The 14,091-nt window shown below is 44.5% G+C and carries 9 protein-coding genes and 1 riboswitch; of the genes, 1 reads left to right on the forward strand and 8 read right to left on the reverse strand.

Annotation, left to right across the window (positions count from 1 at the left end; genetic code table 11):
- Positions 1 to 43: 43 nt before the first annotated feature.
- The 4 genes from AB4135_RS11735 to AB4135_RS11750 form a co-directional block, all read right to left on the reverse strand.
- Positions 44 to 856, reverse strand: a complete 813-nt coding sequence (locus tag AB4135_RS11735; RefSeq protein WP_371993041.1) for a ThiF family adenylyltransferase — start codon at positions 854 to 856, stop codon at positions 44 to 46.
- The gene (gene thiE / locus AB4135_RS11740; RefSeq protein WP_371993042.1) at positions 843 to 2,441 is read right to left on the reverse strand and encodes a thiamine phosphate synthase; all 1,599 of its coding nucleotides are present in this window, start codon (positions 2,439 to 2,441) and stop codon (positions 843 to 845) included. The genes AB4135_RS11735 and thiE overlap by 14 nt, the downstream gene beginning before the upstream one ends.
- Positions 2,442 to 2,443: 2 nt before the next feature.
- The gene (gene thiC, locus AB4135_RS11745) at positions 2,444 to 4,456 is read right to left on the reverse strand and encodes a phosphomethylpyrimidine synthase ThiC (protein ID WP_371993044.1); all 2,013 of its coding nucleotides are present in this window, start codon (positions 4,454 to 4,456) and stop codon (positions 2,444 to 2,446) included.
- A 155-nt stretch (positions 4,457 to 4,611) separates the two neighbouring features.
- A riboswitch (TPP riboswitch) is annotated at positions 4,612 to 4,710 on the reverse strand.
- Between the two features lie 165 nt (positions 4,711 to 4,875).
- A complete protein-coding gene (locus AB4135_RS11750; RefSeq protein WP_371993046.1) occupies positions 4,876 to 5,889 on the reverse strand; it encodes a hypothetical protein in 1,014 nt (337 codons plus the stop codon).
- 341 nt (positions 5,890 to 6,230) lie between these two features.
- Here AB4135_RS11750 and AB4135_RS11755 point away from each other — a divergent pair, with 341 nt between their 5' ends.
- Positions 6,231 to 6,920, forward strand: coding sequence for a hemolysin III family protein (locus AB4135_RS11755; protein ID WP_371993047.1), 690 nt, complete (start codon positions 6,231 to 6,233; stop codon positions 6,918 to 6,920).
- Positions 6,921 to 6,981: 61 nt separating this feature from the next.
- Here the strand turns inward: AB4135_RS11755 and AB4135_RS11760 are convergent, their stop codons facing one another.
- From AB4135_RS11760 to imuA, 4 genes are all read right to left on the reverse strand, one after another.
- On the reverse strand, positions 6,982 to 7,497 hold the full coding sequence (locus tag AB4135_RS11760; RefSeq protein ID WP_371993049.1) for a DTW domain-containing protein: 516 nt from the start codon (positions 7,495 to 7,497) through the stop codon (positions 6,982 to 6,984).
- A 78-nt stretch (positions 7,498 to 7,575) separates the two neighbouring features.
- Positions 7,576 to 10,746 (reverse strand): error-prone DNA polymerase, encoded by a 3,171-nt coding sequence (locus tag AB4135_RS11765; RefSeq protein ID WP_371993051.1) that lies wholly within the window; start codon positions 10,744 to 10,746, stop codon positions 7,576 to 7,578.
- Positions 10,746 to 12,335 (reverse strand): hypothetical protein, encoded by a 1,590-nt coding sequence (locus AB4135_RS11770; protein ID WP_371993053.1) that lies wholly within the window; start codon positions 12,333 to 12,335, stop codon positions 10,746 to 10,748. Before AB4135_RS11770 ends, AB4135_RS11765 begins: the two co-directional genes overlap by 1 nt.
- 17 nt (positions 12,336 to 12,352) lie before the next feature.
- Positions 12,353 to 13,852, reverse strand: coding sequence for a translesion DNA synthesis-associated protein ImuA (imuA, locus tag AB4135_RS11775; protein WP_371993054.1), 1,500 nt, complete (start codon positions 13,850 to 13,852; stop codon positions 12,353 to 12,355).
- Positions 13,853 to 14,091: the final 239 nt, after the last annotated feature.

The raw sequence follows: 14,091 nt of genomic DNA on the forward strand, positions 1-14,091 counted from the left end.
TTTTCCTTATTCTGTTTAGCAATCAACTTCGGAGTGAAACGCTTCAAACGCTACAGACACTGCAGTTGGGATCGCGTAAAAGCGATGCTTGTCGCCACACAAACCTTGCACCATCAAAGCGGAATAACTTTCCGAGTAATTGAGAGCCACTAGTGTTTGCTGTGTCCGCATCCTCATCTAATAACGGTCTAAGCTCAGCCTCTAGCAATAGATTCAAACTCATTAATGCCTGCATTGAGGCTAACGTGCCGACCATAGGGCCTAACACGCCGATCGTTTGGCAAGTTTGACTCACACTCATATCGCTTGGATATAAACACTGATAACAACCCGATTCGGGAGCAATTTGTTGGTTAATACTCAATAGCTGACCTTGAAAGTGAGCAGCGGATGCTGACACTAAAGTGATCCCATACTTTAAAGCTTGTTGATTAACCAGTTGCCTCACAGCAAAGTTGTCGCTGCAATCGAGTAATAGATCAAACTTAGAATGCTTGCGACCAAACAGCTCATCAATATTGGCTGCACTTAGGTATTCGCTGTGGCTGTCGATGTCACAATCTTCATAAGCGCGCATCAGTTTTGTGGCTGCAACTTGCGCTTTATTGGCGCCTAAGTCCTCTTTGGAGAACAGTAACTGCCTAGGAAGGTTCGATAGTTCAATAACATCGCCATCAACCAGTGTTATTTTGCCTATGCCTGCAGCTGCAAGGTAATTCGCCGCCAAAGTACCTAAGCCCCCAACACCAATAATCAATATATGGGACTGATTAAAAGTACTCTGGCCTTGCTCACCCACCTCAGGCAAAAGAATTTGCCGTGAGTAGTGCAAAAAGTCCTTATCAGAGAGCGTCATTATCAGCTCCCTCGGTCCACTGGTTGACTAAGGCTTGGTAGGCCTGCTCTGGATGTGTCGCTTGCGTGACAGCTCGCACTACTGCGATATCATCCACACCGGTTTGTTTCACCTTAGCGATCGTACCAGAGTCGATACCGCCAATCGCCACTATCGGCAGCTCGCCCTGCATCAAGTCGACATAGCGAGCTAACTTATCAAGCCCTTGGGGCGCGGATGGCATCTGCTTCGTCGTTGTCGGAAAAATATGCCCAAAAGCGATATAGGATGGTTTGTGTTGCATCGCTAGCAAAATCTCAAAGTAACTATGACTCGATAAACCCAGTGCGATATTAGCTTCACTTAGCTGCTGTAAGTTACTCACTACAAGGTCTTCTTGGCCGAGGTGAACCCCATATGCCTGGTGCTTTATCGCTAGCTGCCAATGATCATTGATATATACATGAGCCTTATAATCTCGCCCTAAGGCAATAGCCTGCACTATTTTTTGTTCAAGTTGCGGATCGGTCGGATCCTTAACCCGCAGCTGAATCGTCTTCGCTCCCGCTTTAAGCAGTTGCAGCAACATATCAAGCTCAGCAACCACTGGGTAAACTCCCAATGGTTCGGTTACTGCTTTAAAAGCACTAACGCTCAACTCATTAACACCACTAACGGCTTTTATTTCACTAAGCAGCTCGATAAATGGATAAACAGGCAGCTCATTTGGCCAGCCGCAGCGCGCTAAACAGCCGGGACCACTTCCAGGCTGGTAGCTTCGAGCTAATCCTTGAGAAACATAAGATTTCCCAACCACTACCGCGTCATTTAATACAAAGCCATGGGCCATAACGGTGGCAATTGCCGATGACAGTGTACAGCCGGTGCCATGGTTATTCTCAGTCTCGACTCTGCGAGAAGTAAGCCAAAAGGCTTGCTCACTATGCATACTCGAAACACCAGCCACTTGATGACACACGAGCAAATCCCGAGCGTAGCTTTTATGCCAATTCGGGCCAATATCACCGCCTTTAGCGAGTACTGAGGTTTGTAATTGAATGGCTAGAGCTTGAGCAGCCTGAACGCTCTGCTTTGCAGTTAGCAATTCGCGCCCTGCTAACGTGGCAAGCTCGCTAACATTAGGAGTTATTAATGTCAGCAGTCCCTTGAATGGCGTAAAGTCGAGCGTTTCTGCCCCCGTAAGCACGTCTCCACAAGTCGCCACCATCACCGGATCGAGAATAACCGCAACCGTTAAGCCACGGTTTTGCCAGTGCAATAGACTTTTTGCTATCCAGCTAGCCAGAAAATCAATCTGTTGTTGGCTCGCCAATAGGCCAATTTTAATTGCCTTGGGAGGAAGATCTGCCGCCAACACATCAAGCTGTGCGATTAACATCTGTGATGATACCGCTTCAACGGATGCGACAGTGACAGAGCTTTGTGCTGTCACTGCAGTAATTACACTGCAACCATGAGCGTCTAAATCATTAATAGTCGCCAGATCCGCTTGGATGCCCGCCCCGCCGCCACTATCAGATCCTGCAATCGTCCACACAATAGGACGATTGCAGTTTGGCACAGGGTTAGTATTAACCTGCGCCATATTTAATCCTCTAGCGCAGTTTCTTTAGCGCTTTGTTCAACATCCGCTTCATGATAAAGCTCGGCACCTTTGGCTTTAAATTCAGCTGACATTTGTGCCATACCGCTATTGATATCACTATCAGATAGTCCAGTAGAAGTGACTTGTTCATTGTATGCTTTATATTCAGCAGCAGACTTTACCTCTAAGCCGCTAGATTGCAGCGCTTGCTTCTCTTGCGCTGCTGCATAATCTCGCACTTCTTGGGTAATTTTCATTGAACAGAACTTAGGGCCGCACATAGAACAGAAATGCGCCACTTTAGCTGATTCTTGTGGTAGTGATTCATCATGATAAGCACGGGCTGTATCGGGGTCTAACCCTAGGTTATATTGGTCTTCCCATCTAAATTCAAAGCGCGCCTTTGATAATGCATTATCGCGAATTTGCGCACTAGGATGCCCTTTGGCAACATCCCCTGCATGTGCAGCAATCTTATATGCGATTAAACCCTGCTTAACATCTTCTTTATTTGGCAAGCCTAAATGCTCTTTTGGCGTCACATAACAGAGCATTGCGCAGCCATACCAAGCGATCATCGCCGCACCAATCCCTGAAGTGAAGTGATCATAACCAGGCGCAATGTCTGTTGTTTGTGGGCCTAACGTATAGAACGGCGCTTCATCACACACATCGAGTTGCTTATCCATATTCTCTTTGATTAAATTCATTGGAATATGCCCTGGGCCTTCAATGATGGTTTGCACATCATATTGCCACGCCACTTTAACCAGTTCGCCTAGCGTTTCCAGCTCAGAAAACTGCGCTTCATCATTGGCGTCTGCAATCGAACCTGGACGCATACCATCACCAAGTGACAATGAAACATCATAAGCGGCACAGATCTCACAGATCTCTTTAAAGTGTTCATAAAGAAAGTTTTCTTTATGGTGTGACAAACACCACTTAGCCATGATGGAACCACCACGAGACACGATTCCGGTCAAGCGTTTTGCCGTCATTGGCACATAACGTAACAGTACGCCAGCATGGATAGTAAAGTAATCAACGCCCTGTTCAGCTTGTTCAATCAAGGTATCGCGGAACGTTTCCCAATTGAGATCTTCAGCAACACCGTTCACCTTCTCTAACGCTTGATAGATAGGGACGGTACCAATAGGTACAGGAGAGTTACGAATGATCCATTCACGGGTTTCATGAATATAGCGACCAGTAGACAAGTCCATTACCGTGTCTGCGCCCCAACGTGTAGACCACACCAGCTTTTCAACTTCCTCCTCGATAGATGAGGTTACTGCTGAGTTACCGATATTGGCGTTCACTTTAACCAAGAAGTTACGCCCAATAATCATAGGTTCAGCTTCAGGATGATTGATGTTTAATGGAATAATTGCACGGCCACGGGCTATTTCGCTGCGAACAAACTCAGCGGTGATCGGTTCACTGATTGAGGCGCCAAAACTTTCTCCCTTATCTTTCTGTGTCAAAATTGGGTCGGTAACTTCAGCCATCGCCATATTTTCGCGAATGGCGATATACTCCATCTCAGGAGTGATAATGCCTTGGCGGGCGTAATGTAATTGAGTGACTCGCTGACCAGCTTTTGCACGGCGAGGAGGCAGTAAAGATTCAAAGCGTAGATGATCTAAACCATCATCAGCTAGACGTTGCTGGGTAAAGCCTGAGCTAACTGCACTCAATTGCTCGGTGTCATCTCTTTCAATGATCCAGCTATTACGGAATTTTTCCAAACCTTTACGCACATCAATATTGGCGTCTGGATCTGAATAAGCACCGGCGCAATCATAAACTTTAAGCGGCGGATTGGTTTCAAATTGAGGGTTACTTTCATCACCTCCAAGCAATGTGTCAGCTTGGTGGATTTGGCGCATAGCCACTTTTAGATCTGGGCGACTGCCTTGCAGATATACTTTTTCAGAATTGGGGTGCTGTAATGGTTTTAAGTTATCGATGAACTGTTGAGCCTGAGCTCGGGTTTCGCGGCGTTTAGACATTAGCAAACTCACTATTATAAAAATGAAGTTGCTTGTCAGGAGAGTTGAGAATGTAAATGTTGAAAGCGCAAATCAAACAGCATTTTTATGCCAATTTAAAATACACTTAACCACCGAAATGTTGCAGCTGACTATTTTAATATAGCCTTACAAATGCAAAAATTTCGCTTGTTTCCTTCGCAGGTTCTAGCCTGATCAGGTTCAACGGATCCCGAATAAACGGTCTCAGCCATATGGCACTCCGACAAGATGAGGCTGCAGTATAATCCTATCTCAGGCTAAGAAACAAGTTGGCGCCCCCAATAAAACAATGTTATGCCATCAAAAAAAAGCTCAACTAAAACTTTGAAAAATAAATAAATTAAGTAAAAGACTTACCGTTAGCCTACTTTTAAGTGAAAAAATATCATATCAAACAATCAATTTTTACGGCTAATCATGCGCTTTTCTAACCGTGCGGAGATAGCGGCATCAATCGCTTTTTTAACTTTATCGCCACCACAATTGAATGGAAAACCAATATTTTCAGCGTAGGGATTTATCTGAGTTGGGGTCTTTACAATCCGATAGCAGGTATCGCCTTGACGCACGACTCGGTTAGGATCGAGTCGATGATCATTAGTAGGAACTTTACTGTATTGATCCACTTCAGGAAATACCAACTCCTCCATGTCACCATCCATTACGCTCAAAGAGTGTGGGCCTGTGTACTCATTTGCTTTGTCGACAATAAGTGCATCTAACGCCGCATCATTCTGACGTTGTAAATATGACTGCGCCGCAGCCATGGCACTATAACGATTGTTTTTACTCGCTGTCTTTGCTGTTGTATCTATAGTGCTCAGTTCATTGTTTTCTGTATTGCTACTTACCGTTGTTTGGCGAGCATTAGCAGGTAAACTTTCCGTTGATTTACCCGGCTTAGGTTTTTCATCTATTATTACTGCTGTTTTTTCGACAAGTACTTTTTCAACTGCTGTCGTTTTGACTATTGCTTCGTCATCAATAGGCTCTAACTGTGCTTTTTTAGGCGCAACATAAAGATAAGAACTAATTTTTACAGGCGTTGGAACTGACAAGTGCAAATCTTGCTTAACCCAAAACTGATTAATTACTGCGATAACTAAAACGTGCATAGCAATAACGAACAAAAGTAATAAAATTTTATGGTAATGCCTGGATGATGACAGCGGTGGGTTTAATGGCTGCTTAAAATCTTTAGTACTTTTTATTGCCACCGCAGTCTCTGCAACTTCATCTGTAACCTTGTTTGCATAGACAGCCGTTAATAACGACTTACAGTCTTCCTTCGCAAGCTCTTTACTCGCGCAGATTTGCTCTACGCAGTTATAAAGCTGCTTAGGCTTTGATTCATTTAGCGCTGGTCCATTAGCGCTAAACGCCGTAAAAGACGGTATAACAGTTCTCTTCAAATTTTCAGTCCGATGATTTATTTTTTGTCCATAAAAAGCAGTAAAATGCGTAACTTAATGGCTTACATTCGAGTGTAAAAACACACGAATTTCAGAACTCCTTTAATCCAAACTGAAGCAAATACCTTCATTTTATTGCAGTTTATACCATTAGAGATGGCTTTATTACAAAAGTTCAACATTTGAACAGAACTCCTGTATATATGCTAATTGCATTGAAGATCAAATAGATACACTACATCAGCTTTTTAGCGAACACGTGTACGCTAAAATGATAGCTTTTGTGATAAAAGCTGATAGACTGCAGATAATCGTGGTTTAAGCAGAAGTCGTTTCCCCCTATGTCGAGTCAAGAGTCTACCCTTCCCTCAAAAGCCAATATGGTCACAAACGCGAGCTATAGCGTTAAAGAGGAGCTTGCCAACAGTTTAAGCCATGGATTGGGTGTAGTCGCAGGAGTCATAGGCTTAATCATGTGTATCATCAAAGGTTACGAGCACTTAACCTTTGTCCAAATGGCCGGGGTTATTGTTTATTGCACCAGTATCATTCTGCTTTTCCTTTGCTCAACGCTTTACCACAATGCAACAGATATTGTTTTAAAACATAAGCTTAAGGTGGCAGATCATTGTGCGATCTACCTTCTCATTGCGGGTACTTATACGCCATTAATGTTGCTCAGCTTAAACAGCGAAACCGGCAATGAGAATGCGAACTTAGTACTAATTGCAATCTGGTCATTGGCCGTTGGTGGTATTCTGTTTAAGACCTTATTTATTAACCGCTTCAAAGTATTCAGTTTGGTCTTGTATCTAGCGATGGGCTGGCTTTGCGTTGCAGTAATGAAAGAGTTGATTGCAGGCATGTCGCCTTTGGGCTTTAACTTGTTAATTACTGGCGGGCTGTTTTATAGCTTAGGGGTTATATTCTATGTCGCTAAACGCATTCCTTACAATCATGCCATATGGCACCTGTTTGTATTAGGCGGCGCGATAAGTCACTTTCTATGCATCTATTTGACGGTGATTTAACTGCGCCTCATTAAGCTTATCCATACAAACAGCTTAATCAAAAAAATGATAGAGCTGTTTGCTAAACTTTTGCTTGCTTTAGCATTTTTTCAAACTCTATTGTTAATACTTCGGCCTCTTGTGGCATATTGGCTTGCTTATAGAGCGCTATAATACACTCAATAGTGCAGAGCCCACCGTCAGTTTGGTTACGCCTTAAAGTAAATCGAGAGTCTTGAGCGCTAGGTAACGCATATTTCTTTGCTTCTTTTAGGTATGGGCTTCGGCGGATCATCTTACGCGCTTCTTGCCATGTAGCATCTAAAATGACCAAAGTACTAGGCATCGATTTACTAATACCGCTTTGATGATTCTCTGTACAACCGGATTCAATTAAGTCAGTTTTTTCTGCTACGTTTTCATCAGGAAACAATAAAGCGCAGCCCTCTGTTTTAAGAAGATTTAATAATGCCTCATCCGGCGCAGTTCTCGCCCAAACAATACGTTTGCAACGCTCAGGATACACATTTATGGCAAGCTGCCCGGTATTTGTTGGACGGGTAACTTCTCGCTCATGGGTTAACAGAATAATTTGCAACAGCTTTTCTCTTTTACAGTCGACTTGATCATTATATACGAGCCTTGCTAAGTGAGTGAATCATTACCTTGGTCGTGGTTAATGAAAATCTCGTGACGGTATCACTAATTCATTGAGCGCCGTAGAAATATCAACCAACTTGCCTGCAACGACATGGGTGACTCCCGATTTTCGTTCTAATACACCGGTCACCTTCATGATTTTAGCGACCAGATAAGCCTTTCTTTGCACCCTTGCCGTTGCGCTCCAAACGATTAAGTTCACATTGCCAGTTTCATCTTCTAGCGTAATAAAGGTAACACCGGATGCGGTGCCAGGCCGCTGCCGCCCTACCACGAGCCCTGCCACTGTCACCACTTGGCCATTGCGGCATTCATCCAATTGCTCAGCAGTTGAGCAGTGATGTAAGCAAGGTGTATCTCGTAATAAGCTCATGGGATGTTGGCCTAGTGTCACTCCGGTATAGGCGTAGTCAGCCTGCATAGACTCGACTAAACTTGGGCTGGGGAGAGTATTCTCTGTAACCTTGTTAAATCCACTATCTGTGCAGCCAGCTTGATTGTCAGCCCGTTTCTGAGGCGGTACTTCTAGCACATCATCAAATAACGGTAAGCTTGGCTGACAGGCTGATAATTGCCAACGAACTTGATGACGATGACCTGCGATATCGTTGAACGCATCAGCACTGGCAAGGATTTCCAGTTCGTGGCGTGCAATACCTAAGTAATAAATTTGATCTATGTGCGAAAAACCTTGCTCAGGTCGCAGCTCAATCAACTCCTCGATCGCTTGTCTGTTTAGACCTTTTACTAAGCGAAAACCGAGACGGATCGCAGTACGATTGCCGGCTATGGTCACCAATGTATGTTGCCACTGACTCTTGTTCACGCACACAGCCAAAACCACCACCCCATGACGTTGCACATCTTGGATAAGTTGTGAGGGACTATAAAAACCCATAGGTTGGCTATTAAGTAACGAGCAGCAAAATGCTGCAGGATGGTGATATTTCAGATAAGCAGACACATAAGCCAACAATGCAAAACTTGCTGAGTGAGACTCTGGAAAGCCATATTCTCCAAATCCCCTTATTTGCCGGTAGATCTGTTTAGAAAATGCTGTCGAGTAACCTCGGCTCTGCATACCTTGCAATAATTTTGCTTCAAACTGCTGTAGCTCTCCTGAACGTTTCCAACTCGCCATCGCTCGCCGCAACTGATCGGCCTCACCGCCAGAAAAACCTGCAGCAACCATGGCTAACTGAATGACTTGCTCTTGGAAAATAGGCACCCCCATGGTACGCGACAATACTGACTCGACCTCTTTACTGGGGTAAGTCACTTTCTCGATACCATCTCTTCGCTTCAAATAAGGGTGCACCATATCCCCCTGAATAGGTCCAGGTCGAACAATGGCTATTTGCACCACTAAATCATAATAACAATTGGGCTTAAGCCTAGGCAGCATTGAGGTTTGCGCTCTAGACTCAACTTGAAACACCCCAATACTATCGCCACGCTGCAGCATCTGATATACAGCAGCTTGCTCCCACTCGACTTGGTCCATCGTAAAACGATGAGTGGCTGTGCTAATAAGTTCAAAACACTTACGAATGGCAGTGAGCATACCGAGTGCAAGCACGTCGACTTTAAGCAGTCCTAAGCTTTCTAAATCATCTTTATCCCACTGAATAACAGTTCTATCAGCCATTGATGCATTTTCAACCGGCACGAGTTCACTTAACGGGCCTGAGGAGATAATAAAACCACCAACGTGCTGTGATAGGTGCCTTGGAAACCCCAAAATGCTCTGCACTAATGGAAATAGGTATTTCCCCATCCCTTCGCTAGGCAGCAATGACTTTTCCTGCAGTTGTATCAACCAGTCAGTTTCAGTATCACGTCTATCGATACTGTGCTGGATATGATCTAAATGTTGCTTATCGATCCCCAGAGCTTTGCCCACATCAGCGAGCGCACTCTTAAAGCGATAACTTATCACTGTCGCCGCTAACGCTGCACGCTCTCGCCCATACTTTTGATAGATGTACTGGATGATCTCTTCACGGCGCTCATGTTCAAAATCAACGTCAATATCGGGTGGCTCATTACGCTCTTTCGAGACAAAACGCTCAAACAACATATTAACTTTAGTGGGGTCAACCTCAGTGATCCCTAAGCAGTAACAGACGACAGAGTTTGCCGCCGAACCACGCCCTTGATGCAAAATCTGTTGTGACTTCGCGTATTGAACAATGTCGTAAATGGTTAAAAAGAAGTACTCATATTGCATCTCTTTAATCAAAACCAGCTCTTTGTTATATTGCGCAGTTACACTAGCTGGAATTTGATGATTAAAGCGGCGCAATGCACCTTTATACACCTCTTGGGCTAAGTATTCACTTGCTGATAGTTCACTGGGAACCACCTCACTTGGGTATTCATATTTAAGCTCCTCCAAACTAAAGTTGCACCTTTCGGCAATAGATAGACTATTTTCAATCCACTCTTTAGGATAACGCTTATAAAGGGTGGCTACCGGCTTTAGCGCGGTTTCAGTATTAGCCAGCAGCAACTCACCGGCTTGAGCAAGTTCAGTCCCATATCGAATACACGTAAGAACATCCTGCAATTTCTGTCGCTGTGGGCAATGCATACGTACATTTCCCGCTGCCACACAGGGCATAGTCAGTTGCATGGCAATTTGTGTCCAAAGCTGGATTTTTAATGCTTCACCAGCCACTAAATTACGTTCCATCAACAAGTAGCAACGCTGAGAAAAATGCTGTTGCAGAGATTGTCCCACCGCTAATACACCAGACTGATAAGCTGCAATTTGAGTCGACAGTTCACCGAGATCGCTACGGATAGATTTAAGCGAAGGTGGTTGCCATAGCAAAATGGTGTTATCTAGGCCCTGCAGCAATTCATTGAGCCGCAATAGGTATGCTCCTTTCTCAGCTCGACGGCGGCTTAACGTGATAAGTTGACTGATCTGTCCATAACCTTTGCGGTTCATGGCAAGTATTACAAATACGCCTTCAGCTAACAGAAACTCAGCGCCCACCAGCAGCTTTATTTGATGCTTTTTAGCTGCCTCATGCGCTTTGACGATCCCGGCAAATGAACATTCATCTGTAATGGCAATCGCTTGGTAACCAAGTCCTGCAGCTTGCTCAACCAGCTCATGAGGGTGAGAGGCTCCTCTAAGAAAAGAATAATTGGAGATAGCATGTAATTCGGCGTACATTAGCCAAACCAGCCATGTAAGAAGAAGCGATTCCCCTCTCTAAATACCCAACACAGCCCACCTTGATAATGGCTGGCGACATAGTAGTCACGACATATTTGCGGCTCTTGCCACCATAGGGTTTGTAATCTTTCTGGCCCTTTTAAAAGCTCAATCTGTTCAACCGCGATCAACTCTGGCATCGTTAACAGCCAGCTTGGACGACACGCTCCAGCGCACAGAGCACTTGAGCCAGGTGTCGTTTCAGACACTGCTTGCTGTCGTTTGCCTGCTATAGACTGACCTTTAGCTGTCTCTGACAGATCGGTAGCTATCCAACTATCCTCTGGCAGATGCGCATAACTAGCCTGTAGCCCTTTGACTTTTGCTTTACCAAGTCTTGCTTGCAGCTGAGCCATTAGCCGCAACGCTTTTTCTGACCTCTGTCCTTGCTGCTCTTTTTGTTGTCCAAACCAACTGTCGTGCGATACGGCTACCGGCACAAATTTTTCTACATAAATAACCATTTCAACCACAGGTTGATACAGAGTGACGCGCTCAAGTTGCATACGACATAGGCTCAATAAACGGTCACTACGATGCTCAGAAAAAGGATACTGAATAGTTATATCGAGCTGACTTCGTTCGCTATCACGATAGATAAGGCTCAACTTAAGTTGTTGAATAGCAAGCTGACGTAACTGTAGGTAGCCTGCCATCTCTTTAAGCATTCTCCCCAAGGGGAAAACAATGCCCTGCATTAATTCAACCTCATATAGTAAGGTGAGCTTTTGTTGGTAGCTTTCTTCTGGCTCAAAATAGCTTAACGGTTGAGGCAAGCTGCCTGATATTTTAGCCAGTAACTGCAACAATTTGACTCCGAAGCGTCGCCCAAGCTCTTTATCAGGTAAAGCAGACAGTGATGCAAAAGATTTAATACCAATATCGTGCAAACTTTGTTGTAGAAAATCTGACAGAGGTAATAAAGCAATCGGCAGTTGTTTAAGTAATTGCAAAGTTTTATCGGCATTAAGATAGTCATTCTGACTAAACGTTTCAGCAATGGGCTTAGCTTGCAGATTTCCCATTGAAGTATCACACGCCAGTAGCTGAGCGGCTAAAGGAGTCTTGGCGAGGGCAAGTGAAACCTCTAAGCCTAACGCTTTAGCGCGTTGACGATACTGCTCAACAAGCTTATCAATACCATTAAAAATGAGTGCCATGGAACTGACTTCCAGTAACAGTGTATCGGGTAAAAATTCATCGACATCAAACTTAGTTCTCGGTGTACTTTGTACCTCAACGGTTAATGAGCAGCGTAGCGGCACGACTCGGGCACTGAACTCGTAGCTCCATTGGCACAACCAATCTGAAGCCTGTTGGCTAATAGAGGCATCAAACTCCACTAACATCGCCGACGGCATTAGACTTTGTGCAGTAGACAGGCTCATTCCCAATTTTACGCCAGCCTGTTCACTCTGACGATCAAGCGCAAGCACTTGCAATGACTTCGGCTCATACAGCAATACAGCCGTGTTTTGCCCAAGCTCATTACGATAACAAAAATATTGTAATGCCCATTGCGGGTAATGTGCGGCCAGCCATAACATATCAATCAACGACCTTTTTAATGGATCTTGTGAGAAAAATTGCGTACAGACGGTAACGAGCTATAAGAAGGTTCAACCCATAAATCAACAGTAGAACTAACCGCTGCGCCTTCAAGTGTACCTTGAGGGTAATTTCCAATCTTGGAGAACGAGGGAGCGGCAAGCTCGTCACCTTGTTCAATGGAGCCCTGCACAAACTCACTAAAAGGGCGTTTAAGAGAGCTTGTAGCTTGTAAGCTTAATCTGCGTATAGGTTCAAGAAATAAAGCAGACTCTTGCTCCGGTGCCGAGTCTTGATAAACCCGTTGCTGATTAGCGTCATTGTGCTCTTTAATGCGATTGTCTGTACGACGCCTTGTAAGACCTGTGCTAGTTGTGGCTATCGTCAGCGTTGTCATGGCGATACTCGCATTTGTCACATAGATAAATACATGCTGATAACTAGCCGTAATCGGTAACAGTGGCTGACTAAACTCCACACTATAATCGGCAAGCCCTTCTTCATTACTCATCGATAACGTCTCAACAGGGACTTGAGCAAACTGTTCGCGGCTGTGCAACTGCACAGCACTATTCTCTTTCAATAAGGTATTTTGCATCGGGTAAACATCGACTCCAAGTAGGCTTTCCTTAATGTGTGGCGGTAGCAAGGGTAAACTCAACATAGGGCTAGGCCAGCCTCCTCTACGTTTAATAATATTGACCTCGGTCATACCTAAGTGGCTATTTAAAAATTGGGTTAACGCGGCTTGTTTAGGTACCAATTTCAACGTGGGCGCAGCAGTACTTGAGTCTGCATACTCATGATGAGCACTGTGGTGATTAACGCTATTTCTAGCCGAAAAATGCTGTCGCTGCAGTGCTAAACGTAAATTAACTGGATGTGACTGCTGTGCACAACGGCTTGGTAAATAGAGCATGCATAACGACTCGCCCTTCTCTGCTGCTAGTTGTAAGCGTCTCGCTTCAGTGGTCGAAAGGTTATCTAACCAAGCCAGCACTAGCGGTACACAACCACTGGAAAGCGCCTGCTCAATAGCCCATAGACGCTCTTTTCTCTCTTCGGTATCAATCCAAATTAAACGCGCTAATTCGAGCCCTTGTTGTAATAATGCTTGAGCAGAAGGAACATGAGGCGGTGCCACCAGCATAACCATGGTATCTTGCTGTTGTGTTGCGGTTTTTGTTGGTGATAAATCATAGCCAATCAGCTGACTGAGCAAGGGCAGTACCATACTCAGTTCACCTTGTCCGGTCCCCTCACACAGTACTTCACATACACCAACTTGCGGCCAACCATTATCTGCAAGGTGTTCATCAAGAAGTGCGAAGCCTGTTGAATAACCCAACTGTTGCTGTTGCCACTGCTGCCCACGCCAAATATCTTGCCGCGCCAATAATTGACTCAATGAACTCGCATTATCCGCAACAGGTTTTAAAAGCGGCGTACTGCCAACCTGCTCTGATGCCGCTATATCTTGCAGTATCGAATATGCCTTTGCACTTGAATGCCCCATCTTTACACCTTTTGTGGTAATAAAAGCGTATTTATTTGAAGGGATCACCTGCACATTTGACTGGGTTTATTCCAACACAACAAATACTGTATATACATACAGTATAATTATCTTGGTTAAGATCGCAAGCATTGCTTTATAGCAATCCCATTAAAGATATGCTCAGTTCAGAGCTTTCATTCAAGGCATCTTGTGGAACAAATGGTTAAAGCCAATGCAAAGCAGAAGTGGAAAGACTG

Source organism: Shewanella sp. 10N.286.54.B9 (assembly GCF_041468565.1).
Taxonomy (GTDB): Bacteria; Pseudomonadota; Gammaproteobacteria; order Enterobacterales; family Shewanellaceae; genus Shewanella.

Excerpts from the sequence above, each read along its gene's own strand:
- AB4135_RS11735 (WP_371993041.1), bottom strand. The coding sequence starts at position 856 with ATGACGCTCTCTGATAAGGACTTTTTGCACTACTCACGGCAAATTCTT.
- thiE (WP_371993042.1), bottom strand. The coding sequence starts at position 2,441 with ATGGCGCAGGTTAATACTAACCCTGTGCCAAACTGCAATCGTCCTATT.
- thiC (WP_371993044.1), bottom strand. The coding sequence starts at position 4,456 with ATGTCTAAACGCCGCGAAACCCGAGCTCAGGCTCAACAGTTCATCGAT.
- AB4135_RS11755 (WP_371993047.1), top strand. The coding sequence starts at position 6,231 with ATGTCGAGTCAAGAGTCTACCCTTCCCTCAAAAGCCAATATGGTCACA.
- AB4135_RS11765 (WP_371993051.1), bottom strand. The coding sequence starts at position 10,746 with ATGTACGCCGAATTACATGCTATCTCCAATTATTCTTTTCTTAGAGGA.
- AB4135_RS11770 (WP_371993053.1), bottom strand. The coding sequence starts at position 12,335 with ATGTTATGGCTGGCCGCACATTACCCGCAATGGGCATTACAATATTTT.
- imuA (WP_371993054.1), bottom strand. The coding sequence starts at position 13,852 with ATGGGGCATTCAAGTGCAAAGGCATATTCGATACTGCAAGATATAGCG.